The 26,331-nt window shown below is 42.7% G+C and carries 24 protein-coding genes; 11 read left to right on the plus strand and 13 right to left on the minus strand.

Annotation, left to right across the window (positions count from 1 at the left end; translation table 11 throughout):
- Positions 1-82: 82 nt before the first annotated feature.
- A complete protein-coding gene (locus tag K2F45_RS19390; RefSeq protein ID WP_248932127.1) occupies positions 83-3,985 on the minus strand; it encodes a hybrid sensor histidine kinase/response regulator transcription factor in 3,903 nt (1,300 codons plus the stop codon).
- Positions 3,986-4,200: 215 nt separating this feature from the next.
- Between K2F45_RS19390 and K2F45_RS19395 the strand changes: the two genes are divergently transcribed.
- The 6 genes from K2F45_RS19395 (at position 4,201) to K2F45_RS19420 (ending at position 13,550) form a co-directional block, all read left to right on the plus strand.
- The gene (locus K2F45_RS19395) at positions 4,201-4,383 is read left to right on the plus strand and encodes a hypothetical protein (protein WP_248932128.1); all 183 of its coding nucleotides are present in this window, start codon (positions 4,201-4,203) and stop codon (positions 4,381-4,383) included.
- A gap of 45 nt (positions 4,384-4,428) precedes the next feature.
- Positions 4,429-5,160, plus strand: coding sequence for a PRC-barrel domain-containing protein (locus K2F45_RS19400; RefSeq protein ID WP_248932129.1), 732 nt, complete (start codon positions 4,429-4,431; stop codon positions 5,158-5,160).
- A 228-nt stretch (positions 5,161-5,388) separates the two neighbouring features.
- On the plus strand, positions 5,389-5,547 hold the full coding sequence (locus tag K2F45_RS19405; protein ID WP_182983870.1) for a hypothetical protein: 159 nt from the start codon (positions 5,389-5,391) through the stop codon (positions 5,545-5,547).
- A gap of 93 nt (positions 5,548-5,640) precedes the next feature.
- Positions 5,641-10,947, plus strand: a complete 5,307-nt coding sequence (locus K2F45_RS19410) for a translocation/assembly module TamB domain-containing protein (RefSeq protein WP_248932130.1) — start codon at positions 5,641-5,643, stop codon at positions 10,945-10,947.
- Entirely contained in the window at positions 10,913-13,243 is a 2,331-nt protein-coding gene (gene tamL / locus K2F45_RS19415) for a translocation and assembly module lipoprotein TamL (RefSeq protein WP_248932131.1), read from the plus strand. Before K2F45_RS19410 ends, tamL begins: the two co-directional genes overlap by 35 nt.
- A 43-nt stretch (positions 13,244-13,286) precedes the next feature.
- A complete protein-coding gene (locus K2F45_RS19420; RefSeq protein WP_248932132.1) occupies positions 13,287-13,550 on the plus strand; it encodes a SemiSWEET transporter in 264 nt (87 codons plus the stop codon).
- Positions 13,551-13,602: 52 nt separating this feature from the next.
- Here the strand turns inward: K2F45_RS19420 and K2F45_RS19425 are convergent, their stop codons facing one another.
- Both K2F45_RS19425 and K2F45_RS19430 read right to left on the minus strand, forming a co-directional pair.
- Positions 13,603-13,788 (minus strand): CsbD family protein, encoded by a 186-nt coding sequence (locus K2F45_RS19425; protein ID WP_046675215.1) that lies wholly within the window; start codon positions 13,786-13,788, stop codon positions 13,603-13,605.
- 97 nt (positions 13,789-13,885) lie between these two features.
- Entirely contained in the window at positions 13,886-14,869 is a 984-nt protein-coding gene (locus tag K2F45_RS19430; RefSeq protein ID WP_248932133.1) for a YihY/virulence factor BrkB family protein, read from the minus strand.
- 274 nt (positions 14,870-15,143) lie between these two features.
- Here K2F45_RS19430 and K2F45_RS19435 point away from each other — a divergent pair, with 274 nt between their 5' ends.
- Positions 15,144-15,599 (plus strand): PA2169 family four-helix-bundle protein, encoded by a 456-nt coding sequence (locus K2F45_RS19435; RefSeq protein WP_182983866.1) that lies wholly within the window; start codon positions 15,144-15,146, stop codon positions 15,597-15,599.
- Positions 15,600-15,719: 120 nt separating this feature from the next.
- Here K2F45_RS19435 and K2F45_RS19440 read toward each other — a convergent pair whose 3' ends face one another.
- The 9 genes from K2F45_RS19440 to K2F45_RS19480 all read right to left on the minus strand — a co-directional run bounded on the left by K2F45_RS19440 (position 15,720) and on the right by K2F45_RS19480 (position 21,674).
- A complete protein-coding gene (locus K2F45_RS19440) occupies positions 15,720-16,175 on the minus strand; it encodes a hypothetical protein (protein ID WP_248932134.1) in 456 nt (151 codons plus the stop codon).
- Positions 16,169-16,801, minus strand: a complete 633-nt coding sequence (locus K2F45_RS19445; RefSeq protein ID WP_248932135.1) for a CHAP domain-containing protein — start codon at positions 16,799-16,801, stop codon at positions 16,169-16,171. The genes K2F45_RS19440 and K2F45_RS19445 overlap by 7 nt, the downstream gene beginning before the upstream one ends.
- Positions 16,720-17,106 (minus strand): hypothetical protein, encoded by a 387-nt coding sequence (locus tag K2F45_RS19450; protein WP_182983865.1) that lies wholly within the window; start codon positions 17,104-17,106, stop codon positions 16,720-16,722. Before K2F45_RS19450 ends, K2F45_RS19445 begins: the two co-directional genes overlap by 82 nt.
- 88 nt (positions 17,107-17,194) lie before the next feature.
- On the minus strand, positions 17,195-17,836 hold the full coding sequence (locus K2F45_RS19455; RefSeq protein WP_075993616.1) for a DUF6266 family protein: 642 nt from the start codon (positions 17,834-17,836) through the stop codon (positions 17,195-17,197).
- Positions 17,837-18,426: 590 nt separating this feature from the next.
- Positions 18,427-18,720 carry a helix-turn-helix domain-containing protein gene (locus K2F45_RS19460; protein WP_153847824.1) on the minus strand — a complete coding sequence of 98 codons (294 nt, stop codon included), beginning with the start codon at positions 18,718-18,720 and terminating at the stop codon, positions 18,427-18,429.
- Between the two features lie 34 nt (positions 18,721-18,754).
- On the minus strand, positions 18,755-19,498 hold the full coding sequence (locus K2F45_RS19465; protein WP_248932136.1) for a LytR/AlgR family response regulator transcription factor: 744 nt from the start codon (positions 19,496-19,498) through the stop codon (positions 18,755-18,757).
- Entirely contained in the window at positions 19,495-20,526 is a 1,032-nt protein-coding gene (locus K2F45_RS19470) for a LytS family sensor histidine kinase (protein ID WP_248932137.1), read from the minus strand. Before K2F45_RS19470 ends, K2F45_RS19465 begins: the two co-directional genes overlap by 4 nt.
- A 46-nt stretch (positions 20,527-20,572) precedes the next feature.
- Positions 20,573-21,457 (minus strand): lysophospholipid acyltransferase family protein, encoded by an 885-nt coding sequence (locus K2F45_RS19475; RefSeq protein WP_248932138.1) that lies wholly within the window; start codon positions 21,455-21,457, stop codon positions 20,573-20,575.
- A 76-nt stretch (positions 21,458-21,533) separates the two neighbouring features.
- Positions 21,534-21,674: a hypothetical protein gene (locus K2F45_RS19480; RefSeq protein WP_157626165.1), complete on the minus strand. Its 141-nt coding sequence runs from the start codon at positions 21,672-21,674 to the stop codon at positions 21,534-21,536.
- 316 nt (positions 21,675-21,990) lie between these two features.
- Here K2F45_RS19480 and K2F45_RS19485 point away from each other — a divergent pair, with 316 nt between their 5' ends.
- The 4 genes from K2F45_RS19485 (at position 21,991) to K2F45_RS19500 (ending at position 24,899) form a co-directional block, all read left to right on the plus strand.
- Positions 21,991-22,983: a helix-turn-helix domain-containing protein gene (locus tag K2F45_RS19485; RefSeq protein WP_248932139.1), complete on the plus strand. Its 993-nt coding sequence runs from the start codon at positions 21,991-21,993 to the stop codon at positions 22,981-22,983.
- Between the two features lie 21 nt (positions 22,984-23,004).
- Positions 23,005-23,880 (plus strand): hypothetical protein, encoded by an 876-nt coding sequence (locus tag K2F45_RS19490; RefSeq protein ID WP_248932140.1) that lies wholly within the window; start codon positions 23,005-23,007, stop codon positions 23,878-23,880.
- A gap of 94 nt (positions 23,881-23,974) precedes the next feature.
- A complete protein-coding gene (locus K2F45_RS19495; RefSeq protein ID WP_248932141.1) occupies positions 23,975-24,484 on the plus strand; it encodes a MauE/DoxX family redox-associated membrane protein in 510 nt (169 codons plus the stop codon).
- Positions 24,485-24,626: 142 nt separating this feature from the next.
- Positions 24,627-24,899: a DUF6520 family protein gene (locus K2F45_RS19500; protein ID WP_248932142.1), complete on the plus strand. Its 273-nt coding sequence runs from the start codon at positions 24,627-24,629 to the stop codon at positions 24,897-24,899.
- A 54-nt stretch (positions 24,900-24,953) separates the two neighbouring features.
- Here K2F45_RS19500 and K2F45_RS19505 read toward each other — a convergent pair whose 3' ends face one another.
- The gene (locus tag K2F45_RS19505) at positions 24,954-26,249 is read right to left on the minus strand and encodes a RagB/SusD family nutrient uptake outer membrane protein (RefSeq protein WP_248932143.1); all 1,296 of its coding nucleotides are present in this window, start codon (positions 26,247-26,249) and stop codon (positions 24,954-24,956) included.
- Positions 26,250-26,331: the final 82 nt, after the last annotated feature.

The following is a 26,331-nucleotide window of genomic DNA, read 5'->3' on the forward strand; positions in this document are numbered from 1 at the left end:
AGGCCACATATCGGACAAAGAACAACACAAATTGGACATCTCTCAGCACCCAACACAACAAAAAGCACTAAAAATCAGTAATTTACAAATAACCCTCCATATAAACCTTTGGTGACATCCCAAATTCCGATTGAAAGCATTTTGAGAAATAAGAAGCATTGGAGAATCCAACCATATACATCACCTCGGAAACGGTAAACTTTTTTTGCTGTAAAAACAGCGCTGCTTTTTTGATACGAATGCTGCGTATATACTCCACCGGTGTATAGCCTGTTAGTTGCTTAATTTTACGATGGAGTTGTCTGGCGGCGACATCAGTGAGCTCACTGAGCCGCTGTACCGAAAATTCCGAATCGTCCAAATTTTCTTCGATCAGCTGCGTCACATTAGTCAGGAATTTCTCATCCGGTGAATGTACAGCTATTGCTTCTGTGGGTTTACTGATTTCGTCGATACGCAATTGAGCGACAATCTTATCTTTCCTATCCAGGAGCTGCAATAGCTGTATCTGGAGCAGGTCCAGATCAAAAGGTTTCGCCATATAAGCATCTATGCCGACGGCAACCCACTCGCGTCTGATCAGCTCATCGTCTTGTGCTGTCAGCAAAATGATCGGAATAGTTGCCGTCACGATATTCTGTCGTAGTTTTTTCACCATTTCAATTCCTCCCATATTGGGCATCATGGCATCCGTGAGAATAATGTCGGGCACAAAACTATGTCCGTCGATCAAGCGTAAGCCCTCGCTACCATCACTCACAATGCGGCAATCGTAATGCGACTGCATGGCATTTCGTAAAAAATCAGCGAGTTCGGCATTATCTTCTACGATGAGCAGTTTTCGTTTACCCCCTACCGGTATGCTATCGGTCGCATCCTTATCGTTTACATGGTCATGTTTCCAACTAAGCGTTACGGCTGTGCCCTTTTGATCGCTCGCTATATCAATGCTCCAGCCCAACTGCTCACAATAACTTTTGACCAGGTACAGACCAACGCCCGTCCCCTGTACAGCACTCACTTCTTTCAGGGAAGAACGATAGAATTTGCTGAAGACATAAGGTAGGTCTTCAGGTGCTATACCAATTCCCGTATCCCGAACGACAAGCTTTACATCCGGACCAATTACTTTCAGCCGCAGTTCCACGCCACCCTCCGGACGATTATACTTACAGGCATTAGCAATGAGGTTGTTGAGAATCGACCCCAATTTGGCTACATCGGTCTGTATAAAAAAGCTCTCTACATCGGCAACAAAGTCAATATGGACGGTACTGTACTCCGGAACCTGCTGCCAGTCAGTGATAATTTGCCTGCTATAAGCGACCAGATCCACCTGAGAGGTAAGCAAGCCCTGCAAGGGCGTCTGCTGCTGCTCGACCTGATCAAAAGTCATCAATTCCTGAATGAGATGGCTTATTTTTAAGGCATTTCGATGAACACCGTCCAACTGCTTCTTTTTGTCACTGTTTTTTGTCTGCCGAATCATTTGGCTGACAGGAGCCAAAATCAGACTTAGCGGGGTTTTCAGCTCATGCGACACAGCTGTCAGGAAGTCCATTTTCATCTTTGTGAGCTCAAGTACCTTCCTCCGTTCGCGCCTTTCCCATTTTAGCGTACTGCGAACCCTGAAAAAATTGACAACCCAAAATAGCAGGAAAATAACAATGAGGGCGTAAGCAGTTTTGGCCCAATAGCTTGCATACCATGGATAACGGATCTGAATATGGTAGGTATAAATCTTCGACACAACATGACCGGCGACATCCACTTTAGCCAACTGAAGGTCGTAGTTACCCGAACTTAAGTTGGACAGGAGCACTTTGTTATCACCCCGTTCCATCGGAATCCAGGTTTCATTTTTTCCTTTAAAAGCATAAGCTAGGCGATAGCCCAAATGATTTCCATAATCCAAATCGGAAAATTCAAGCCGAAGGTTATTCTGATCATGCGCCAAAGCAATCTCGTTTTTATACCGTAAGCCATAGTCGTAATTACCGAAACGTTCATTATTGACATACATTGCGGTGAGCACAATCTTTTTGGAACCATCCAGATCCGATAGCTCATTTTGCGCGGGCAACAGGACCAGCTCATCAATTCCGCCCAGCACCACTTCCTCCCGATCTGCATCGTAATACATCGAGGATATCCTTTGCCCGTATCTTAATAATTCAGTTTTTAAACTCTGCTTATTAACCTGCCACACTCCAGTACTCGTTGCTAACCAGATGCTTTCTTTGACCTCGGTCATGGCAGTTACTTCTCCTTTACCAACAGGATCAAAACGAACCAATGTATTTTTCCCGTCCGGAGCAATACGCCTCAATTCGCCATGTTCTCCTACCCACACCGTATGCTGCCCATCCTTCAGCATAAAGGTCGCCTGATCCAATGCATGCCCAGCGCTGTCTTTAAGCTCCGTTATTTTCCCTGTGGCCACATCAATGCTACTGATCCCCTTATTATAGAACAGCGCCAAGATCTTCCCCCTTCCATTGTCAACGATCTGATTGGCAAAATCTTCCAGAAGACCGTCAGCTTTACTGAAATTACGGTTTGCTATGACCGGGCCCGTCGCCTCCAATAAACGACTTCGGTTGACGACAAATATTCCACCCATATAGGAGGCCACCCAGAGATTATCCTGTCCATCTTGCAAGATGTCGTACGACCATTTCGCATTTCGTCTTCCACTGGCATCGACAATTGTAAAGGTTTTAAACTGTTTCGTATGTGCATCAAACACATTGACGCCACCGTCGGAGGCTATCCACACCAATCCCGTATGATCCTCAAATATATCCCGGATACGGTTGTGTGCCAGACGATAGGTCTTGGCATCCATACGGTACCAGTTGCTTTCCGTATTTTTGTCGTCCAGCCCACGTACACGGATCAAACCATTATCGCCTCCCAGCCAATACCAGCCATTGCGATCCCTGTTAATTTTATAAAAACGGTTGCCGTCGCTGCTCGCTGTCAATTGATAGATCGGCAGTATTTTTTCCACCTTGCGGTTGGACCATAAGGAAAATCCCAGATCGGTACCCAGCCAGATATTTTCCGACCTATCCTTAAAGATACTCCACACTATATTATTAGCCAGCGAGTTTCTATTCCTGGAATCATGTTTAATCCGTTTGACCAACTGCTGATCCAGCTGATACGTAAAAAGACCATCATCCGTACCGACAAGCAAGGTATTGGAATCCTTGGAAGCCATCGCTTTGATGGGATGATTTTGTAATACCGGAGTTTTCTGAAGCGTATGGTTCTTAGTATTATAGCGATACAGGCCGTATTCTGTTCCAACATAGGTACTTGCCGATTCCGGAATAGAAAATATAGAATTCACAAATTGATTACTCCCCGGCCTATAATCTGGGAGCGGTAGAGGCACAATATCTTTTCTCGCTGGATTTAACTCAAAAAGTCCATTATAGGTACCGATTAAGATTCTATCGCCCACCTTTTCCAGTGCATACACGGCGGTTTTTGATTTATTTTTTGGAAATAAATTATGATAATCAATAAGTTTACGTGTCTTGGTATTATAGCAATACAAACCACTTATTGAACCTATCCACAAGGTGTCGTCAACAAGTAGCAAAGACCTGACATCTCCAGGTCCCCCTGCCGGAAAAGATTCAAATCGGTCGAACTGATAGTTATAGAGCAGCACCCCCTGCCCCGTCCCCAATGCGAAATGTTTATTATCGATCAGTGCAATGCAGTAAACGAAAGTCTGAAAAGGAGATTTGGTCCCCGTGAGCGGCTGCAGCGCATAGCCATCATAATTAAATAACCCATTGTTACTTCCCAGCCAAAGCATCCCCAAGCTATCCTGTGCAAAAGAATGGACTGTATTTGCATTCGTTCCCAAGGAAATATTCCGAAAAGAGGGATAATCCAGCGATTGCCCGAAAACAGCCGTACCCACGAAGGAACAGACAAGTAACCAATAGAAATAAAGAGATTGCATTTTTTATAAGCGCTATACCACAAACTTAATTATTTCAAATGGAATACCGCTTATCCAATCAATCGTCTCAAGCGGAAATAGCATCCTGTATGCCGATGATCCGTTTCTGACTTTTGGACCGTTTTCCAGCTGATATTCTTTACCCGGCAATCCTGCCCAACTCAAAATTTTTCAAACGAAGCCAAGTAGCGGTTGTTCTTTTTAAAAAAGTATATATGGCACATTTAGAAGTAAAACCGAGAAACGGAGCCCCCTGGTGGCTATGGCTGCTGCTTTCACTTATCGCGCTGGGCTTGGTCCTGTATTTTATAAACCGTTACAACAGTGACGCTAGGTTAGATAAATCCACTCCCGATACAAGCATTAACACAACAGCGCCGCAAAGAGATACCCTTTAGACCTCCGTTGCATATACGAATTGATCACCAAAAAAAATTGAAGACATGGCATTAGAAGAAAAAAAATATAATCATTTAATTGAACTCGGTGGAAGCGATTACGAAATTGTCGAGGGCGAACCTGATATCCGGGGCTGGAAAGTAAAGAATGAGGCCGGTCAACTGCTCGGCAAGGTAGATGATCTGCTCTTTGACCCTGAAAGCCAACAGGTCCGTTACATTATAATCGATCTCCATGACGCCGAATTTGTTATTGACGAAGATAAAAAGGTATTGGCTCCCATTGGGCTGGCGTCACTTTACGATGGCACACAGATTCAGCCCAGCAATGAAGAAGCTTACACGACCCCAGCTGTTGAGCCGATCGATCATAGCGTAATCCTAACGGTAGACGAAATCCCAACAGAGGAACCCGCAACGGATTATCTGTATAATCCTGCCGACGATGGCGAAGTGGTGGTGATATCCGTCAGTGAAGATCAGTTAATCCGATTGCCTGCTTACCAACAGGATCAGCTCGATCCCGAAACAGAACTTAGTATACGTCATGTATTTGAAGGCACCGGCGATGTGGGTTTTATCGTGAGCGACATCAGCTATCACCCGACTGAATTCTATGATCATTATCACTTTAGTGAAGATACGTTCTACAGCGGCGGGAAAAAGACGGAAAGTCTTCCTACAGATCAGAGGCAGCGCACCCGTAGAGTGGCTGCCCGATATGAGCAAGGTACCGGACATGAGCCGGGTACGCTTGACAATAACAGTGAACTATAGGACAATCAGGTATAACTATTACATCAGGTATAGATAACAGCACTTATCTATACCTGATGTCTATTTATAGCTGTTTTATCGGGCCGTATTTCCTGAATTGACTCGTTAAAATACCCAAACCGCCAGTATTTTATAACCTATCTCACAAAATAACTACTGAAATCCCTTTAACGTCATATAAACTGCATTAAAATTGCAGGATTTGTAGAAAATCAATACAAATCGGTTATGAAAGCAACATATAAAAACATCCACGCAAAGAATAGACAAACCATCAGGAGATATTATGAAAAATATAGCTGGTATAAACTTGACCGGGAAGAGCTGACACAGGAATTACTTATTCGCGGCGGTTTTCTAGCAATTCTTACCTGGCTGCTGTGGTAAGCTAAACATACATCGGCGGAGATATCAATTCACAATATCCAAACCATTTGCAGTTCTGTGTTGTCCTATCTGTAAACTTAAATCAACAACACATTGAACAGATTTGCCCGGATTGCTTTAAAAACAATATTGTGGATTATCGGAGGAATAATTACGCTTTTTATTCTTATCGTTTTCCTATTACGCCTACCCAAAATACAGAATTATATTGCTGGAAAAGTAACGCATTATGTCGAAGGAAAGATCGGCACCCCTGTCAAAATTGGTTATATCAATATTGACTTTCCTAAAAAATTGGTTTTGGAAGATATCTATCTCGAAGATCGAAGTAAGGATACTTTAGTTGCCGGCAAAAGCATAGCGGTTGATATCAATATGCTGAAACTATTAAAGAATACTGTGGAAATCCAAAGCCTGGAAGCCGATGGAATTACCGCCAAAATACGTCGCACCTTGCCAGACAGTGCCTTTAACTTTGATTATATTGTTAAGGCCTTTGCCTCTGAAAAGGAAAGTGAGCCTACCGCAGACACGACTTCGACACTGCTGTTTAACCTGGATAAGGTTAAGTTTTCAAAAATACATGTGGTCTATGCCGACGAGGTTATCGGCACCAGTGCAGATGTATATCTCGGCAGCATAAATACCAATATTAAAAAATTTGACTTGACCAAAAACATGGCCTTTGACTTACCAAAAATTAAAGTCGACGGGCTAAATGCAACGGTAAAACAATGGAAACCAACAACTTATAATTCTAGCCCTTCGGTTGAAGATTTTGGGATCAGCGATAAAACTGCACAAACCACATCCCTCCTTCCTGATGTAGGCATACAGGTAGCCGAGCTCAGTAATGTGCTGGTTCGTTATGAAGATGAATCGAGTGCACTTAAATCTCAATTTATCCTGAAAAACTTCTATGCCGCTATCAATAAGATTGATCTCAACAAAGAATTTGTCGACATCCAAAAGCTCGATCTCGACGGTTCGGATAATAATGTACTGCTGGGAAAAATCCAAAAGTCTTCGGTCTCAGCAGCAAAAACCAGCGAAGTTGAAGCCGACAGCAGCAGCGCCACAAAGATGAACTGGGTCGTTTCGGCAAAAGACATTAACATCAATAATACCAGTATCCGATTTAAAGACGACAACCAGCCCCGCATCAAGGGATTCGACTATTTTAACATCCAAATGCCGGGTCTCAAAACCAGGCTGACTGATCTCTACTACAGCGCCGATTCCATCAGTGGATCATTGAAAGAGCTTATCGCTGCCGACCATTCCGGTTTTGTCATCAAGCAGCTGAAGGCTGATTTTAACTATAGCAATACCGGTGCGGAAATTAAAAATCTATATGCCGAAACTCCCCGCACCCTGATTCGAGATTACGTTAAGCTAAGTTATCCTTCTCTGGATATCATCGGCAAAAAGCCAGAACTGATCACGGTCAATGCCAACATCACAAAGAGTTATATTGATATGCGCGATATCCTATTTCTCGCGCCCTTCCTGGACACCATGCAGGTAATGAAGCCGCTGTTGGACAAGAAGTTTTATATTGATACCCGCGTAACTGGCCGTGTCGATGATCTGCATATACCGAATATCGATTTTAGGACACTTTCCAATACCCGACTGATTGCTAGTCTTCATTTAAAAGGACTTCCCGATATGAATAAATTGTCGGTAGACCTCAACCTGAAAAAACTTACCACAGGCCGTTCCGATATCGAGAAACTGGTTTCCAAGTCTATGCTGCCTCAGGGTATCGAGCTACCTAACACCATTGGACTTAGTGGCACATTTAAAGGCGGAATGACTGCCTTCAATACAAAACTTGCATTGGTGACCGAAAAAGGCACAGCCAAATTAGACGGAAAGGTCCAAATGACCAAGCGAGATACCATCTATGATGCAGCAGTAAGCATTCGCGACCTCAACATCGGTCAAATCATGAAAATGGACAGTACGCTGGGTATTCTTTCTTTCGAAGGCAAAATCAAAGGCAGAGGCACAGATCCAAAAAAACTGATGGCTAACTTTGATGGTAAAGTCACCCGCATGGATGCCATGGGCTACCGCTATCATGATATCGACATGAATCTGTCTGCCGATAAAGGCGCCATAAAAGCTTATATTCTAAGTCCTGATCCCAATATTAAACTAAAACTGGATGCCACGGCCAATATGAATTCTACCTATCCCAAAATAGCATTCGAACTAGTGGCCGACAGCATCAACCTACAAAAGTTAAAGCTGATGCAGGAAGCTGTCAGCTACCGGGGCAAGCTGAGCGGTAACTTCAGCACTGCAGATCCAGACTTTTTGAATGGCGAAGCACATATTACTAATTCGTTGATCCGATATAACACTGATCGTTATGCACTGGATACTGTCTCCCTCTTGGCCAAGGCCGATACTAGCAGTAATCAGTTGGTATTGCGGTCCGATTTTTTAAATGCTCACTTGGTCGGCAAGTACAAAATGCTGGAACTGCAGAGTGCGGTCCAAGATCTCCTGCAAGTGTATTATAAACCCGAAAAGCCGGTTAAGATTCCGCCCTACTCGCCGCAGGTCATCGAATTTTCAGCACAACTTACCCGTAATAAACTCATTCAGGACTTTCTTCCTGAGCTGACGGAAATGAAAGCCATTACCCTGGATGGTCTCTTTAACAGTACATCGAAAAACCTATCGGCCAAATTAGATGCACCACGCGTGGTCTATGGTGGTACCGAGATCAACAATGTTACCCTAGATATTAACAGCCTGGACAGTGCCCTCTACTATTCGGCCTTGATCAATAAAGTTAAAGTCAGCAGCATTGAACTCACCAACACCGTTTTTAGTGGAAAGGTCGCGCAAAATACGGTTAATATGGGGTTGTGGATCAAGGATAAGCATGATAAAGAACAATATCATCTGGGAGCCGATATGCAAGCCAAAGATGGTGTATTTGTATTCAGCTTACTACAGGACGGCTTAATGCTCAACTACGATAAGTGGGATGTGGCGCCCAACAACACCTTAAAATTTGGTAGCGCCGGCCTATTGGCTAATAATTTTGTCCTCAGCAACAAGGGACAGGAACTGCGCATCGCTTCTCAGGACAGCATCCTGAACTCACCAATTGATGTGGCTTTTAAAAACTTCCGCATCGAGACCCTGAGCAAGATGGTTATGAGTGATAGTCTGGATCTTGGCGGCGGCATAAACGGACAAACGACGCTATCTAGACTGGAAAGCAGTCCGGTTTTTATTGCAGATATGACCGTAGATAAGTTTTACTTCGGAAAAGATACCGTGGGCAACGTCAATATCAAAGTCAATAATGAACGCGAAAACACCTACAATGCCCATGTGAGCATTACCGAAAATGGTAACAACCTCGTCCTGAGCGGTGATTTTATCAATCCGCCGCAAGGCGACGCAACGCTCGACTTCACACTGGATATCGCGCCACTGACGATGAAGACGGTACAGGCATTCAGCATGGGAAATCTGAAGGATGCCAAGGGCAACCTGGAGGGCCAGCTAAAAATAGCAGGATCGCCTTCAAAACCACAGATTAGGGGTGACCTTAATTTCAGGGAAGCCGAGTTCAATGTGGCCATGCTCAATGCCCTATTCAAAGCAAAGGATGAACAGATCCGTTTTGATCAAAATGGAATATCGTTTCCCAAATTTGAACTCGAAGACAGCAGAGGCAATATTGCCCAGGTCAGCGGTTCTGTCAATACCCAGACCTATACCGATTTTGACTTTGACCTCAACATCGTCATGGACAATTTTGAAGTACTAAATTCCACGCAGGCAGACAATGATCTATTTTATGGAAAAATGTTTCTTGGCACCGATCTGCAGATCGGCGGAAATCTAGACAAACCGGTTGTGGACGGAACCATCAAGGTTCTCGACAGCACTGATTTTACCATGGTGATGCCAAACAATGATCCTGGCATGGCCGATCGGAAGGGCGTGGTCGAATTTGTGGATAAACGGGATACGGCTACCGCAAATATGCTTGCCAGATTAGATTCTATGACTGTAACAAAGCTTACAGGAATAGACGTCGATCTGAATCTGCAAACTGATAAGGACGCCAAGTTTAAGATTCTCCTTGACGCCGGTTCGCAGGATGCCCTGAACATTCAGGGCGAGGCTGAATTGAATGCAGGCATGGATGCCAGTGGTAAAATAACGATGTCGGGAACATTTACCGTGGAGGAGGGAAGCTATTCTTTCAGTTTTGGACCTGTGAAAAAAGACTTTACCTTTCAGAAAGGAAGTACGATTACCTGGAATGGCGATCCATTGGATGCACAGCTCAATATTACCGCAGCATATACCTTAAAAGCTCCTACCCTGGAACTTGTCGCACCACAGCTCGGCACGCAGAATGCCAATTTATACAAACAGAAGATCCCTTTCGATGTGCTGCTGAAAATTTCAGACCAACTGTTTCAGCCACAGTTGAATTTTGATATCGACCTGAATGCTAATAATGCCATCGTATCACAGGACGTCATCAGTAAGGTAGACAATGCACTGACCACCTTACGTGATAATCCTTCCGATCTCAACAAGCAAGTCTTTTCACTGATTGTGCTAGGGCGTTTTATGTCTGCAAATCCATTTGAGAGCCTTTCCGGAGGTGGCGGCACAGAAGCTCTTGTGCGAAATAGTGTCAGTTCGTTTTTAAGCTCACAGCTGAACAGGCTGGCCTCAGATTTAATTACAGGCGTTGAGCTTGATTTCAACCTGACATCAGAAGATGACTACAGCACCGGAACGGCCCAGACGCGTACCGACCTGAATATCGGCGTCTCCAAAATGCTGCTCAACGACCGCCTGAAGGTCAATATCGGATCTAACTTTGAAGTAGAAGGAAATTCACGTCCCGGTGAAGCTGCCAATAATATCGCCGGCGACATACAGCTGGATTATCAGCTTTCGCAGGACGGGCGCTACTTTGCACGCTTCTACCGCAAAAACCAATATCAGGTTACTTTGCAGGGGCAATTTGTCGAAACCGGAATCGGTTTTATCATCACGATGGATTACAACCGATTTAAGGAAATCTTTATGCGTTCCAAAAAGCTCAAAGAATATTACAATACCAGCAGCAAGAAATTCAGGAAACGTTTTGACGTAGACCGCATGGAACAAGATTCGGCCTATCGGGACAGTGTCCGCACGGTGATCCGTGATAGCCTGATGCTCCATAGTCCGGAATACAGAAAACAGCTAGAAGATCAGCAAAAAGAACAGCAGCGCCGCCAGCAGATAGACAGCACCGCAAACAATGGGCAAAAAAATAGTATGCCTACAAATTCAGATACCATCAGAACCACAGCGATTAAAAATGAAGACGAGGAAAGGAATTACCATGCAAATTAAATTAAAATCGATTATTGGCCTGCTTGCCTTTAGCGGGCTGATTGCTTCCTGTTCGTCGACTAAAAACCTGCCCGAAGGTGAGAGCCTGTACGTGAAGGGGAATGTCAACATCGCATCCGATACCATTTCAAAGAAAAACAAAGAAAAGCTGGCGGCCTACCTAGCTGAATCGCTACGTCCGAAGCCCAACAAGCGCGTTTTGGGGTTGCCCTACAAGCTGTATTTTAACAATATGGCCGGCGACACCGCCAATAGCAATTTTCTGAAACGTTTTCTTAAAAAAATAGGTGAAGAACCCGTACTGCTGAGTGAGGTTAACAGGGAGTACAATGAGAATCTGCTGCGCAACCGGCTTGAGAATATCGGTTTTTTCAATGCGGAAGTTACTTCGGATACAATCGTCGAAAATAAAAAAGCTACGGTAGACTATACCGCCAAGCCCAATCTGATCTACCGGATCAGATCCGTCACTTTTGATGTCGACAGCAGCACGCAGCTGGGACGCGATATCCGCGCAACTTCTGATCGCAGCCTGTTGCAGGTGGGCAAAAATTATAGTCTTGATGTCGTGCTCAATGAACGCGACCGCATCGACAACGTCCTTAAAAATAAGGGTTATTATTATTTTAGCCCAGACTATATCCTGGTGCAGGTCGACAGCACTATCGGGGATCATAAAGTCAACCTCTATGTGACCGTAAAAAAGGAAACGCCCGAACAGGCAAGAACTGCCTCCAAAATCAACAAGATCTATATTTTCCCAAACTATACCGAAACCGGAGCTGGCTACCAGCAGTCACCGCGGCATGCCGAACTATTTGACAGCAGTTATTATTTTATTGACCCAAATCATACCTTCCGCAAACCAGTAATTGCCAATCATATCTTTTTCAAGGAGGGCGATCTGTATAACCGCGACGCCCACAACAGGACCATCAGCCACTTGGTGAATCTCAACAGCTGGAAATTTGTCAAAAATAACTTTGTGGACAGCAAGGAAGTACCCAATGCGCTGGATGTATACTATTACCTCACTCCCCTGCCGAAGAAATCCATCCGTGTAGAACTGCTGGGAAAAATGGCTTCCGTCTACAATGGGACCGAAGTGAATGTCAACTGGACTCTTCGGAATGCCTTTAAGGGCGCCGAGAAGCTCAATATCAACGTATTTGGTGGTTACGAAATACAAACGGGTGGTAATGCCGATCTGAACTCCAGCTATTTCCGCTACGGTACCGAGGCAACCTTGACCTTCCCGAGGATACTGACACCATTTGGCACCATTAATCCTTCCCGTCAATATATTCCGAATACCTATATCAAGGCACGCTATGAATTTTTAAACCGGCGCAAAGCCTATACGCTCAATTCGATGGCGCTGAGCTACGGTTATACCTGGCAAGAGAACGAAGAGAAACAGCATGATCTGGCGTTGATGGAAATCACCTATGTACAGCCGAGAGGTATATCGGAAAGCTACAAGATGCAGATGGATACCATTCCGGCGCTGCGGCATGTAATCGATCCCCAATTCACAATTGGACCCAATTATAACTTCACCTTTCAGAACACCATGAAAAAGCACCTGCGCAATACGTTTTATTTTAAGGGAAACCTGGATCTGTCGGGAAATATCCTGGGGCTTATCAAAGGGGCGGATTTTAACAAGGGGAAAACGTTTAAACTCTTTGACGCCTACTTCTCGCAGTATATCAAAGCCAGTGTGGATGGCAGGCATTATTTCAAGCTCAGCGAAAATTCACAGATCGCATCACGGGTGAGTATAGGGATGAGCTACTCCTATGGCAATTCGCGTTCCCTGCCCTATCTTAAGCAATATTATGTGGGCGGACCAAATAGTATCCGTGCCTTTGGCGCACGTGCGATCGGACCCGGCACAGTAGCTCCGGAAAGGCTGGGCAATGGACTTTTCTATGCCGATCAGACAGGCGATATCAAGCTGGAGCTGAATACCGAATACCGGGCAAAAATTGCTGGTCCTGTCCATTGGGCCGCCTTTATCGATGCTGGGAATGTATGGCTGCAGCGGGACGATGAGACCAAGCCAGGCGGTAAATTCAGCAAGGATTTCCTGCAGGAACTAGCCGTCGGCGGCGGCTTGGGATTACGGTTTGATTTTACCTTTCTGATCCTGCGTACCGACTTTTCCATCCCGTTCCGTATCCCCTATTTACCGAAGGGCGAGCGTTGGATATTTAAGGATATCGACTTTGGAAGTTCAAGATGGCGAAAAGATAATCTGATGTTTAATCTTGCGATCGGTTATCCATTTTGATCTAGTCATGTCAACGTAATGATCACATAAAACCGAAGTCCTTATGATCAATGAAAACTTTTTGGGTATTATTGCGGGTATCCTCACATCTATTTCTATGCTGCCGCAGCTCATCAAAGTGCTAAAGGAAAAGAATGTGGATGACCTTTCTCCGGTTATGCTACTAACATTAATCATAGGACTTTCCCTATGGGTATGGTACGGCACAATGAAAAGCGAAGTACCGATTATCTATTCAAATAGCTTTGCTGTTCTCGTGAACCTTTGCCTGCTGATCAGTTATTTGTTTTATAGAAAAAAGACCTAAAAAAAAGGCGGATAACATTGCTGCTATCCGCCTTTAACACGAAAACACTATTCTACAAACCGTTCAACCAACTATTCACCTCATCTTGTGTTTTACCTGTTTTCTTTTGAAGTTTACCTACCAACTCATCTTCCTTGCCTTCTGCATATAGTAAATCATCATCTGTAAGATCCGCATATTGCTGTTTTACCTTACCTTTAATTTCGTTCCAACGACCTTTCCATGTTAATTCGCTCATAATAATTTTCCTTTCGTTTTTTATAAATAGAACAGCCTGCAGCTGGAATCGTTTTAAAAAAAATGTTATCAAATGTTAAAAAAAATTCACGGTGATTTTACTCCGTTTTATCAATGGTCGTTTCCTCTGGATCGAGTGGTGCCGGTGGAATTTCATCCACATTCCGCTCTATTTCCTGCGTTTCCACATGTACCGCAAACTCAGAAGGTTCGATCGGAATAGCCATTTCCGTTGCGTACTCTCGAGTAAAAATAGCACCAAAATAAAGAATTGCAGCGGTATAGTATACCCAAAGCAAAATAAGCACAAAAGAACCTGCTGCTCCATAAGTATCCTGCGTTGCCGAATGTTCTAAATAGATTCCGATCAAGTAACGGCCAATCACAAAAAGAATGGCTGTAAATAGAGCTCCGGCGCGAACAGTCTTCCATTGAATGTTGACATCGGGTAAGGTCTTGAAGATCACGCTAAAGAGGATCACAATGACCACAAAGGAAATGACAAAATTGATAAGATTCATGAGCACCACAGTGATATCGGGAAAGTAGCGCTGCAGCTGACCTGTCAAGGCCAGGATCACACCATTTATAATTAACGTAACCACCAATAAAAAACCCAGACCAATAACGAGCGACGACGACAGCAACCGGTCCTGGATTAACTTCAGCCAGCCCTTTTTTGGTTTTGGGCGCACATGCCAGATCTTGTTGATGGAGTTTTGCATATCGCCAAAAACCGTGGTTGCCCCAAGAATCAAGGTCACCAAACTGATCACCAATGCCATATTGGATTTGCCGGATAACTGGAGGTTTTGAATGACCTCTTCAATCTGTTTGGCGGCACTATTGCCTACCAAGCCGTTAAGCTCGGCAAAAACCTTTCCCTGAATAGCATCGGCACCATAAAATATGCCGGCCAGTGCGATCATTAAAACTAGGATGGGGCCGATCGAAAAAACGGTATAATACGATAATGAAGCACTATATTTCATGGAGTCTTCATTCATAAAACCTGATACGGTATTTTTAAGTATCGTCCAATACGTTTGCAGCTTGTTTGTATTTTTCTTTTTTACATCCATTTCGTTCTTGTTTTTTAAGGAATTATTTTTTTAAAAGTTGTTATCGTTTTAAAAAAAGAAACTCCTTAAAGAGCCAGAAGGTTTGTTTTTAAAAAAAATTAGGCTTTTACGATGCGCTATAACCATAGGCTCCAAATGCGTCTTTAGCCCAATTAATCAAATCTAAATATCCTAGAAATCAAGCTGTAAGACAAAGATTATTATCATAAAAGAAATAAAGCTAAACTATTGATTAATCTAAGTTGTTCCTCCTAAAAACAACTATTTAGAGCATATGAAAAGTAATCAGAATGACCCCAATATTTTAAATGACCTTATTAAAATCAATAATGACCGCATCGAAGGATACGAGCTGGCTATTGATCTGGCCAACGAGCAGGGCGAAGGTGCCCGGGAAGCTGTGTTCAGAAAGATGATCGGGCAGTCTGAAAAGTTTATTGCCGAACTCAGTCCACTGGTTGAGCTTGCTGGCCAATACGCGACTGACCGGACAAAATTAAGCGGCGAGCTTTTTCGGCTGTGGATGGTGATCAAATCAAAATTATCGGGAGGTAATATGCAAGATTTATTGGAGCATTGTGAGCGCGGCGAGGCAGCGTTCCGAGAGGTTTACAACAAGGCGCTGGCAGAGGAAAATAAGCTCTCCATAGGAGCCAAAAACCTGATCCAGATTCAGCTGAGCCAGCAGCGTGAAGCCCACGAAAATATTAAAATTCTGTGCGGGATCTAGATTTTTTTTGCATCAATGAGTCAATGCAAAAATAGTAAGAAAAAAATAGGCTAGGGAACCAATACCTAGCCTATATAAATACAATAATCTAACTTGCCTAAGTTATCCAAAAAACCACTGTCAGCGCAAGAATGTTTTAAAAAAATTTCGAAACTTCCAAGCAATAGCAACAGTTACCAAAAAAAATCCGATGAGCCAAAGATCAAGGCCTCCCCATGCGCTCCTTTTCTCTGTGTTAAGCTTATGCTGCGTCTGCAGGAAGCTATCGCTGCTGTTAATGGAAAGCTTATTTTTGGTACCTGTATTTACCTTTGATTCCAGCATCGCCAGTTGACCCCTATGTCCAATCAGACCACTATCGGGGTGAAAGCTGAAATTGCTGTCCGTCCAAAAAAGCCAATACCGCGATTGACTGTCTTTCAGTCTACTATACAGAACATCCGCTTGCTGATTATAATTTGACCGAATTCGTTCTTCGCGATGATCTTCCTTCTTCCCGCTTTGATAAAGTTTACAGGAAGAGAAAAATAAGAAGACTATAAAAAAAAGTAACCGCTTATATATATACCTTACCATATCCCCTCCACGCAGTCCAGCCAATTTGAAAACGCATAAATTGTAGTCAAGGGACGCCGCTTGCACAACACACGATTATCCACATTTCCCTCCACAGTCAGGATCCAATTACCCTCCTTTTTGCGCACAATCCCTACATGGTTGATACGCTGGAGACTGGAGCTATAGATCGCAAAGAGATCTGCCTGGCGGACAGTCCCCTGGTTGATCTGCTGGGCCGTATAACGACGCGCCAACGGAAAAAGTGCCGGACTCCAGGCATTGCGCGGAACAGCAAGGCCCGCCTGGCCATAACACCAGGAGACAAAAGCCGCACACCAGGCATGGCCCTTTCCAAGACCAGTATACGCTAGGTATTCCTCGACCCGCTTGCCATCGTTATTGCCTGTGGCTTCCTGCACACCAATTTCTTGTACCGCAATATCGACAATGCGTTCGCGTACCCCCGAACTGCCGTAGCGTTTCACTGATGGGTCATCCACCTGCTCCAGCCCAGAGCTGGTATTTGGGAGCTCAGCATAACTGCCTGACTGCTCCTTATCGGCTATAGCAGCATTGCCAGTACGGCTAAGAAAGAGAACAGCGACAGAAAGAAAACCGAAAAATAAATAATGCATTGTTGCCATGATGTCAATTGATTAAAGTGAACACTAAATTGCTGACGAAAGAGCTTAAAAGGCTGCCAGAGGATCTCCTGTAACCAAAAGCAGCAGTAGATGATCAATAGTGCCGCCAGTACGGCAAAGAACAATACCGAAAGTATACCGATATCCAGTACCCCTGCCGTGGGCTCTATCGCTTGCAACAGAAAGCCTGCAGCAATAAAAAACACCATAAGACATAACAGACTGATGCCCAGTACCCATCTCCCTGTCAAAGGCCAATAGATATCCTCGATATCTGCGACCAATTGTTTTTGTACTATTTTCATTTTTTGTTTTTAAATTTTACCTAATCGAATCAATTCGTTTCAAAAAAAGAGCTGCTCCCGAAAGAGCAGTCTCCATAAATTCACACAGCTAGGTGAGCACAAATTCACCTAAATACTGGCTGCTTGATGTCATCACTCCGTCCCGATGGATGTTAAATGTCCAGCCGACTATTGTCTTACCGGTATAGCTGTCTGGCAGCGTAATATCCATTGCGGCATCAAGTCGTGTTGCACCTTCAAATGCAAAAAAGAGGTTTTCTATTACGTCGTACAGAATCACAAGGACCTGATCATCATCAAACGCATTGAAGCGGTTTCCGATCGGATCCCAGGTTAAAGACAATACCTTCGGAAAAGATTCAACTGTCTGCAACCCTACCAGAGCGGCCAAACCACCGCTTGCGATTTTCACGACACTATAGTCGATCGTAAAATTGGGATAAGCCCCTTTAAACGCATTATTGATAAATTGTTGGAAAGCTACATTGTAGCCCGTTTTGTTTCTTTGTTTGCTGTCCGAAAAACCCAGCATCAGGATATCTTTAATGGATTTGAGAAAACTGGTTGTCATCCCAAATTTCATGCGCTGTGCCAGCTGATCTTCCGATGCTGCCTTTGAACTTTTCTTTGGCAGTGACCGTACATAGTCTATACCCCGCCACGACGAACCTACGATGTTGCCGACCTTACCTTGGTAGGCCCCGTGAATTCCTTTTATAAATCTTGCCATACTATTATTTTTTTAAAATATTTAACCATCATGTGGCGCTGCAGGCAGCCACGATATCGATATCATGACACTAAGGTAAAGTGGTTTGTAAGCGCCGTTTGCCTAATGGCGCCATCTTGCGCCATTTGCCTGAAAATGCCATTTTTGGCGACATAAAAACCGAGCTATAGGTTGGGAAATACTGTATTTTTCGAGCGGTTTCGATACAGTCTCGCCCGCTTCAGGATTAGTCATTCCTTGTCCGTTGGAGGCTATTTTGAGGCCATTCAAAGGCCGCTGCATTACCAATATGACAAGGTCTAAGCAGATAAACAGCAAAGAATCACCAAAGAACAGGCAGAGAAATGGCAAAGAAATACCAGAGAATAGGCAAAGAAATAGCAAAGGATATGCAGAGAAAGACCAAAGGATAAGCAATGAAGTAGCCTAGTATGGGTAATCAATAAGTAAGGAAATACCAGGTCAGTATACTAGCAATACCAAACCAATGCGCCGCAACAAGTAAAGAATTGGCCATAAATCAGCAATTAAAAAGAGAATGAAAAAAGGCCAACCTTTTCATAAAAGATCAGCCTACTAAACACTAGGACTCAAATTAGTCCCTTAGCGATACTCCGCTTGATCGCATCCTGTAGATCCTCTTCGCGGTAATAATGTTTGTTACCCAGATAAATGGGCTTAAGTACACCCGATTTCACCCAGCGGTTGTAGGTTCGTTCGGAGATACCTAATCTTGACACCACAGCCATGCGGGTCATCAATTCATCAATGTTCCACTTTGTCATTTGTCCAGACTCCGAAGAGAGGTGGTGTGCTGATAGTTTTGCATTGATTTCTCGCAACAATTGTACGATTTCATCCAATTGTGACATAAAATATTCCATTGGTCGATACCATGAAATGAGGGCAGCCTACCCTTTACTTATTATTTTGTCTATACACTTCATATTGGTGTTTAAAATTCTCTTTATAAGATCTCGTCATTAAAATAGGAAAAGTATTTCTTGGTTTCATCAAGTATAATTCATCTGTGCGTACTAGATCAACCTTCGCTAAATTAACCAAAGTATTACGTCGTGGACGCGCAAACTTAGCGACCGGAAGCTCGGATTGTAATGCTCTAAGGCTTCCTCTATAGCGATGGCTCTCCTCCTTCATAAAAATATCAACCAGAAGATTGTTAACCGTGGCATAAAAAATTTCTTCCACCTCAATATCAATTATTTTGCTATCCAAGGTTTTCACCCTCAGCGTTTTTACATCACGCGTTTTCATATCCAATCTTTTGTCGACCATCTCGACTACATCTTCCATTTTCGCCTTTAAGGCGTTAAAACTAATCTTTTTACTGAAATAAGTATAGATACCGGCCTCATTGGCTTTAAAGACATAATCTGTATGCGCAGAACAAGCCACCATCAATGGCGGATTAGGGATCAATTTAGCCAGTTTGATTCCATCGATATCGGCATCGCCAAGGTCCATATCAAGTATCAAAATATCCACTTCACTTTCTTTCAAATATTCAATGGCTTGCACGGGATTATTCACAATCTCGATATCCTCATTGATAAAAGGAAGCTCTTTTAAGGACATCAGCACATATACCAACGAGTCGGGTTCATCGTCCACAATCAATACCCTGTAATTTAGCTTATTCATTTCTTTTCAAAAAATTTTAGTTTAATATGTATAGAAAAGATCCCATTTTGCTGCTGTGTCTCCAATACGGTCTCATAATCTACTTGTTCCAGTTTCGCGCGCAGTAATCCAAAGCCAGTTTCAGCGCTGATTTTATCACTTTTGGGCGCCCAATGGTTTGTGCAACACAAAGACATTTCTACCCCGTTGCCAAGGAGCGTAAACACGATTGGATAATCTGCCGAAATCAGCGCATGTTTTAGACAATTTTCCAGCGGGAAGAATAATATACCTGTTGGTATTGCCGGATAAGTAGCTTTTCCTGTTAGAGGCTCATAGCGAACGGCTCTTTCTCCATAGTAATCCTGTAGCAGTCGAACGAAACAATTGAGCTCGTCAAGCTCTTCCTCAAAAGGTTTGAGTTCACCATTTTTCTCGATTTCCAGCAAATAACCCAAAAACTGGATGATATCCCGTTTGGTACGTTTATCGGATGGCTCCCCGTCGATCAAGATTTTACCAAAGCTTGTCAGAAATATCGTTGTCAGGAAATGCGAGGTGTATTGAATACCCAAAGCCCTTTCCCTAAATTGTTTCAGGTCCTTATTCAGCTCATTTCTTTCCTTTTTTAGCAGCGATGCTCTATAACGAAAGAAAACTCCAGCCGCCAATAAATTAGCGACCAGATATCCACTGATAATCCTAAAATAAAACTTTGGAAGATTAGCGGATTGCACATGACGTGAGAAACGTATATCAACCTTCGGAAGTATCGTGTAAATTAAGCTATGGATGCAGGGAATAACAGTCAAGGAAATAAGAAGATACAGCACTACGCTTACTATTCTTCGTTTATTCCCTTCTTTCCAGCTATAGAAGTACAGTACAGTAATTACATAACTGTATACCGCATACAAAGATGCAGCGATTACAATCTGGATAAAGGGAATAGCTTCTTCACTCCATAGCAAATTTGTCAACCCAACTAAAGTCAACATAAAAGCAAAAACAAGCATATTTTGATATGCTAAATGAAGTATGTTTCGCATGGCAACCCGTCATTTTACTTAACAAGTTTAAGTTAAAAAAATATTTTTATACAAATTGGTAACAAAAATATTTTCTGTTAAATATTCCATTCCTTTCTTCGAGTTGAACATGCATATTTTCTGCTAGTTTCAAACTAAAGTTAGGCGTTATATATGTTTTGATTTTATAACAATTGAGAACATGTAGATATGCCCAGCATTCCCAACGCCAGGGTTCATCCTTGATTTGATTGGCTAAGAATTGAAACAGCAATTCCATACTGCGCAATAGATAATCTTCTCTACTTTCGTGGCTCAATCGAAAAATCTCTTCCCCCATAAAAAGGTAATAGCGGCCGTCTTTGACGGAATGGGATAGTGGGACAATCGGCATTTGAAGTAAAAAACTCAGTACAGCAATACCTTTGCGTACATAGATAGAGCTTTCCAAAAAACTAACTTTAAGTTTTCTCTCCAGCGTATCTTTAGTTCCACTATTTCCATCGGCAAATATCAGCAAGTGTCTCCCCGCACGCATCGTCGTCCTGGCCTTCAATAGTACACTTGGATCGTCGCTCATCAAAAAACTGTGTGATGTCCCCTTTTCATGACATAGATCACGAAGTGCTGACATTTCTTCCTGATGCTTTGCAAATACTTTTCTATCCATTAAGATATCGAACTGGATGTTATTTTCAGCTAGTACCTGGGGGATATAGGCATGCATCCCCAAGTGATACAATACCAAAATACTGGGTTCGGCTTCAGGTAGCGTTTTTATTGCGTCAGTATTCCAAATCAGATTAGAATGCAAGGGTTTGGGCAAATGATAATTGCACCATTGTTGGTAAATAAATTGGTGTTGCTCCCATTTCAATCGGGGCATGTAGCGGTGCAGATGCGCCGAAAATATCGCATAGCTCCAGCTATGGTTGTCTTCTGAATATATCATTTAAGGCGATTTATTGAAGGGAGGAAGAAAACATCCCTATTTTCATTCCTCCCTCAAGGGTATTTGGCTGCGCGAATTAGAAAGTTAAGATGGGACAACTTTCCTCATCTTTGATCTCACCGGAAATAAAAGATTGCAGCTCATCCCATTGTAAAATAGGCTGCGCTTCCATTGCCTGATCTATGCCATTGAATACCTGATCTTTCAAGATTTTCATTTCATACTATCTTTGATTTACAATTGGTCCTTCAAAGGATTGTACCTTCCCTTTGTCGAACACTTGACTACTCCATATCGGATCCGACGGTGGCAAATATGTTAGAACAAATAAATCCTTTCAAAAAAAATTGTACATATACCGGTTAATGTCAATTACAATTCAAATACAGCTTAGATCTGTCATCCACAATCAAAAAATGTCATCTGAAATTTAATTCCGTCAACTGCATTAAAAAACAAGTCATGTACAATTATATTTGGCTCCCTCCAATTAAACTTCATAAAATCATCTTTTAACTATTTATATAACCGAGATGAAAAGAACTTACAAATTTTCTTTAGATGAGGGTTTTAGCGCAGTCAACCAACCTCAGCAAACATTGAGTTACCCCATCCGCAATGCAGAGCAAATGCATTGGCAATCTACCGACAACCAGATTAGCGAGCAGATCTTCGATGGGCGGTATGCTTACCTCTATTATTACGAGTATTGGATCAACGAGGCAATGGACCTCCAGGTGGAGATGACGATGAACGACCTGCATCTCATCTATCCCCAGTTAAGCACAGGGCATATTTACGGCAAACGTATGGATCAATCTTTTACCTTCGAACTATCAGAAGCAAAAGGTGCATATTTTTACCTCGCTAAAGGCATTTACAAACTACACCTGCCGGTCGGCCACCACATTTTGATTGGCTTTATTGTCGATGCGGGCATGTTCAGACCACCTGTCCTACAGCAATTCTCTTTTATCAGACATCTTATACAAGCCAGGAAGGAACAGTCGGCGGCAACACTTAAAAGTGCAGACTTTAGGGTAGGCCCGCTAACCATCAAATATCTGCGCATCCTATTTGGCAAGCTTAACCCCAATACCCTCAACAACGAGCATATCCTGCTCAGATATTTAATTTTTCTGGTTCATCTCAGCCGTTTTAAGCTTATCGAGATAGAGGATACGATCCTTCCTCTCCCACAGAAAGCGAAAGAACTGCTCGAAGTGATCGTCTTTCATGAAGGCGCGAAGACGCGTATCCATGAAATTGCTGAGGTTCTAGCTGTCGATCCAGCGAGCCTAAGCCGCCGATACCATCAATTTTACGGTATCAGCATGCAGGACGAGCGCAATATGCGCTTGCTGGCCTTCGTACAATTAACCATCGTGGAACATGATAAATTGGGGGCTACCGCAGATGAGACCGGATTTAGCGGTCCGAGTGAACTGAACCGATTTATCAAAAAGTTGACCGGCAAAACTGCATTACAGTTTAAGGCCGAAATTGAAAAAAATCTCAAACGCTAAAAACAACCGATAAACTTAAACATGAAATTTAACAACAACAAAAAAAAACTAGGCACTAAAATCACCCAAGCCATTCTTCAAGATACTTATGAGGCCGTACCGCAACTGATGACCTTGTTGGCTCCGGAAGGATGGCGAGAAAGTTCCTTCCATCAGGAGCTTATGGTCTGTCGCTATGAGTTCTACCACGAATTTCTCCATGTGGATGATTATCCGTCCACAGAGATCGATTGTAGGCGATCAGAAACGGATCAGGAAATCAGCTCCGAATCAGCGCTCAGTTTTGATGAATACCTCTACCTCACCTTTCCTCCAATTGGCAATGATCATCTGGAGCTCTTCTATATCCTATCCAGCATATTGATTGAAATTACCTTTACTTCTGCTCTCTACCGAGACCATGAGTTCGATGCTTACTATTTTGACGAAGTGCAATGTGAAGGCATCATGATCCAATTGGCTTATGTCAATAATCAGGTCGACAAAGAATGGGCTAATATCGCTTTCACTGCCATTCCGCCCCCCTATCTAGATGAGATGGACGTACATCACTGTCTGGAACTTTTGTTCACAATTCTAAAAAAACATGGCTTTAAGCTGGATTATTGGCATGGTGAATTACTTTACATTGTAGAGTTGCAAGATATGTATTGGGCGATTTTGTATGGGGATCTAGACTACGAAGAAAAAGATAGTCGGTGCCAGCAGATTAAATCCGATATCAGCGAAATCCTCGAGCGTTATGACAGCTCCTACATTGATCCGCTTAACCTATCGTCAATTGTCGACCTACTCAACCGGCGCTGGGTATGCCCTTTTGTATTGGCCTACCTCCATGTTTATGATGATTTTCCAAAAGGCTACCCCTATCTGCTTTCAGACTATGAAGGCTACTAAGAGCTGATCAAACTTGGCATATCGCTCGATCAAAGTTGGCCTAACGCATGCTCTTTACAACAGTGTAACTTAGCTTCAAATAAAGGATGATGATATGAAAGATTCTAAATCGATAATAAATACAGGTATAAAATCTGTAAATAAAAATAACAGATTTATGCAATGGGTCAAATTTAACTTGTCAGTTTCAAATGTATCAGCGGCTATGCTCATTCTATTGTTTGTCTATACTGTATTATCAAAACTTGCTGACCTTAATTTCTTTCGTTATCAATTGGATAATCAGGTTTTTCGCCCGGAGGTTTCGGCGGTACTATTTTATCTTTTACCACTTTCGCAGATCGTGGCGATAATACTTCTTTATATCGAACGGTATAGAAAGATTGGATTTATTTATTCCTTCGGTCTACTCAGTATTTTCACTTTTTACATTCTATTGATCCTACGGGATTATTTTGATCACATTCCTTGTATTTGTGGCGGCGTAATTACGACCATCAGCTGGAAAGCCCATTTTGTATTTAATCTATTTTTTCTCGGAATAGCGATTTTGGGATTTGTATATCTAATTAAAGAAAGGAGGTCGAGCAAACAGTATGATTAAGCCCCCGATCACTTTACGTAAGAAGATCATTATCGGAAAGGGGAAGCGTAGAGCAGCTAGTCGATCCCCATCAACAATTCGGCAGACAAACAAATTATAAATTTAAAGTTTTGTGTTTTTTAGCAAAAAGGCACCAATCATCATGAAAACAAAAAAATTAAACCTTGCATTGATCGCAGTACTTTTAGGTACAGGTTTTGTATTCGCAACTAACAATCCCTTGAAACAATCGCAACGCTATTATTTTTACGATAGCGAATGGCATGACACACCACCCGCTCCTGGAAGCGCACAATGTCAAACAAACCTCAACAAAATCTGTTCGGGTGAGTTTGAATCGATGCCAGAAACCACTTCAAACGATGTTTCCGCCAATCCAGGCGCAACACTCATCGTACGAGGAAACTATCAATAGTTAAACCACAACGTAGTAAAACAGAAGAAGGCGTTTACAATACGCCTTCTTTTTTTATCTGATATTTTGTGTAATTCCGGTCATCTGGACTTCTTGAAATGGGATCAGAAAAACATACCTATCATCATTGGGAGGTAAGCTATAGTCTAGACCATTGGCTTTCCTTGTCAAGGTCACCGCCCTTTCCGGGTCCAAATTCAGACGTCTAAGATCCGAAAATCTTAAACCTTGTCCTATCAGCTCTTTCCGCCTTTCTTGAAGAATCATTGACAAAGCTTCCTCTTTGGATCTAGCCTTTAGATTGACAAAACGATCATCCCACCTCGTTACCAACAATGCATTCAAATCGGCCATCGCCAAATCCACATTTCCTGACCTCGCATAGCATTCAGCTCGAATTAAAAATTGTTCTCTCGTAGTTAAACCCGCAAAATATTCCGAATCCCCGGTATAGCTCCCTTTAAAATTGTAAAATCCCAATCCGCTATCTTCAAAATATAAATCCTTCCTGAGATCCCCATCGCGATATTCCCCAAATAATTTAGGGTCTACTCCAATTAAGGTTGATTGAAGAAAAATACTGCGCGTCATACATGTATACAGTAAGATTTCGGGATTATCACCACTCAAACCTAGCGGAAAAGGTCTTGTCGCAAGGGGATTCAAAGTACGATAATTCAATAATGCATGATTTTCCTTTAAGCTTAGATCGGCGTACTCTCCTGCATTCACATAGTCACCCATTAGCAAGTATACACGTGCCAATAATGCTAATGCACTATTCCGCGTTGGTCGGGTCTTATGTTTCTCTACGTTAGGCAAAAGATCTACGGCCTGCTTCAGATCGGTAACAATTTTTTCGAATCCTTTCTGCACAGTTTCACGATCAAATTTTGCATTGACATCCGAAGTTGTCCGCAAAGGAATACCAAGATCATGATTGGCTGTACTGCTATTGAAAGGTTTTGCAAATCCTTCCAGCAGATTTAAAAAAGCAAATGATCTCCAAAAAAGTGCTGTACCTTGCAGATTACGATAGGCTACACTCCCAGTATCCTCTTCTTTTAATTTTGCTAATCCGTCCAATACTAAATTTGAATTAAAAACCTGCTGATAGCCATAGTACCAGTCATTATCATTTCCATCCATAGCTTTTTCCCAGAGATATGCACCCCGTTCTGCTGTTGACAATATCCCAATAATATCATCGGATGCAACAAAATCATCGGATGATATCGTCCCCAACATGGGAACACCATAATAGATGAAAATATAGGGATCATCCATTAAGGCCCTAAAGTCTGAAATTTTTGTCGGAACGATAACCGATAAACTCGGTTTCTTATCCAAAAATTCTTTTTTGCAGCCACAAAAAAAGAAGCAAGATATAATGCTAAAGGTTATTATATAATTTTTCATGTGATCTATTTTT

Source organism: Sphingobacterium siyangense (assembly GCF_023277505.1).
Lineage (GTDB): Bacteria > Bacteroidota > Bacteroidia > Sphingobacteriales > Sphingobacteriaceae > Sphingobacterium > Sphingobacterium siyangense.

Excerpts from the sequence above, each read along its gene's own strand:
- K2F45_RS19455 (WP_075993616.1), bottom strand. The coding sequence starts at position 17,836 with ATGGCAAGATTTATAAAAGGAATTCACGGGGCCTACCAAGGTAAGGTC.
- K2F45_RS19490 (WP_248932140.1), top strand. The coding sequence starts at position 23,005 with ATGAAATTTAACAACAACAAAAAAAAACTAGGCACTAAAATCACCCAA.
- K2F45_RS19450 (WP_182983865.1), bottom strand. The coding sequence starts at position 17,106 with ATGAAAATAGTACAAAAACAATTGGTCGCAGATATCGAGGATATCTAT.
- K2F45_RS19475 (WP_248932138.1), bottom strand. The coding sequence starts at position 21,457 with ATGATATATTCAGAAGACAACCATAGCTGGAGCTATGCGATATTTTCG.
- K2F45_RS19430 (WP_248932133.1), bottom strand. The coding sequence starts at position 14,869 with ATGGATGTAAAAAAGAAAAATACAAACAAGCTGCAAACGTATTGGACG.
- K2F45_RS19445 (WP_248932135.1), bottom strand. The coding sequence starts at position 16,801 with ATGGCAACAATGCATTATTTATTTTTCGGTTTTCTTTCTGTCGCTGTT.
- K2F45_RS19495 (WP_248932141.1), top strand. The coding sequence starts at position 23,975 with ATGAAAGATTCTAAATCGATAATAAATACAGGTATAAAATCTGTAAAT.
- K2F45_RS19390 (WP_248932127.1), bottom strand. The coding sequence starts at position 3,985 with ATGCAATCTCTTTATTTCTATTGGTTACTTGTCTGTTCCTTCGTGGGT.
- K2F45_RS19465 (WP_248932136.1), bottom strand. The coding sequence starts at position 19,498 with ATGAATAAGCTAAATTACAGGGTATTGATTGTGGACGATGAACCCGAC.
- K2F45_RS19435 (WP_182983866.1), top strand. The coding sequence starts at position 15,144 with ATGAAAAGTAATCAGAATGACCCCAATATTTTAAATGACCTTATTAAA.
- K2F45_RS19420 (WP_248932132.1), top strand. The coding sequence starts at position 13,287 with ATGATCAATGAAAACTTTTTGGGTATTATTGCGGGTATCCTCACATCT.
- K2F45_RS19460 (WP_153847824.1), bottom strand. The coding sequence starts at position 18,720 with ATGGAATATTTTATGTCACAATTGGATGAAATCGTACAATTGTTGCGA.
- K2F45_RS19405 (WP_182983870.1), top strand. The coding sequence starts at position 5,389 with ATGAAAGCAACATATAAAAACATCCACGCAAAGAATAGACAAACCATC.
- K2F45_RS19395 (WP_248932128.1), top strand. The coding sequence starts at position 4,201 with ATGGCACATTTAGAAGTAAAACCGAGAAACGGAGCCCCCTGGTGGCTA.
- tamL (WP_248932131.1), top strand. The coding sequence starts at position 10,913 with ATGAAGACGAGGAAAGGAATTACCATGCAAATTAAATTAAAATCGATT.
- K2F45_RS19470 (WP_248932137.1), bottom strand. The coding sequence starts at position 20,526 with ATGCGAAACATACTTCATTTAGCATATCAAAATATGCTTGTTTTTGCT.
- K2F45_RS19485 (WP_248932139.1), top strand. The coding sequence starts at position 21,991 with ATGAAAAGAACTTACAAATTTTCTTTAGATGAGGGTTTTAGCGCAGTC.
- K2F45_RS19440 (WP_248932134.1), bottom strand. The coding sequence starts at position 16,175 with ATGGTAAGGTATATATATAAGCGGTTACTTTTTTTTATAGTCTTCTTA.
- K2F45_RS19500 (WP_248932142.1), top strand. The coding sequence starts at position 24,627 with ATGAAAACAAAAAAATTAAACCTTGCATTGATCGCAGTACTTTTAGGT.
- K2F45_RS19400 (WP_248932129.1), top strand. The coding sequence starts at position 4,429 with ATGGCATTAGAAGAAAAAAAATATAATCATTTAATTGAACTCGGTGGA.
- K2F45_RS19480 (WP_157626165.1), bottom strand. The coding sequence starts at position 21,674 with ATGAAAATCTTGAAAGATCAGGTATTCAATGGCATAGATCAGGCAATG.
- K2F45_RS19425 (WP_046675215.1), bottom strand. The coding sequence starts at position 13,788 with ATGAGCGAATTAACATGGAAAGGTCGTTGGAACGAAATTAAAGGTAAG.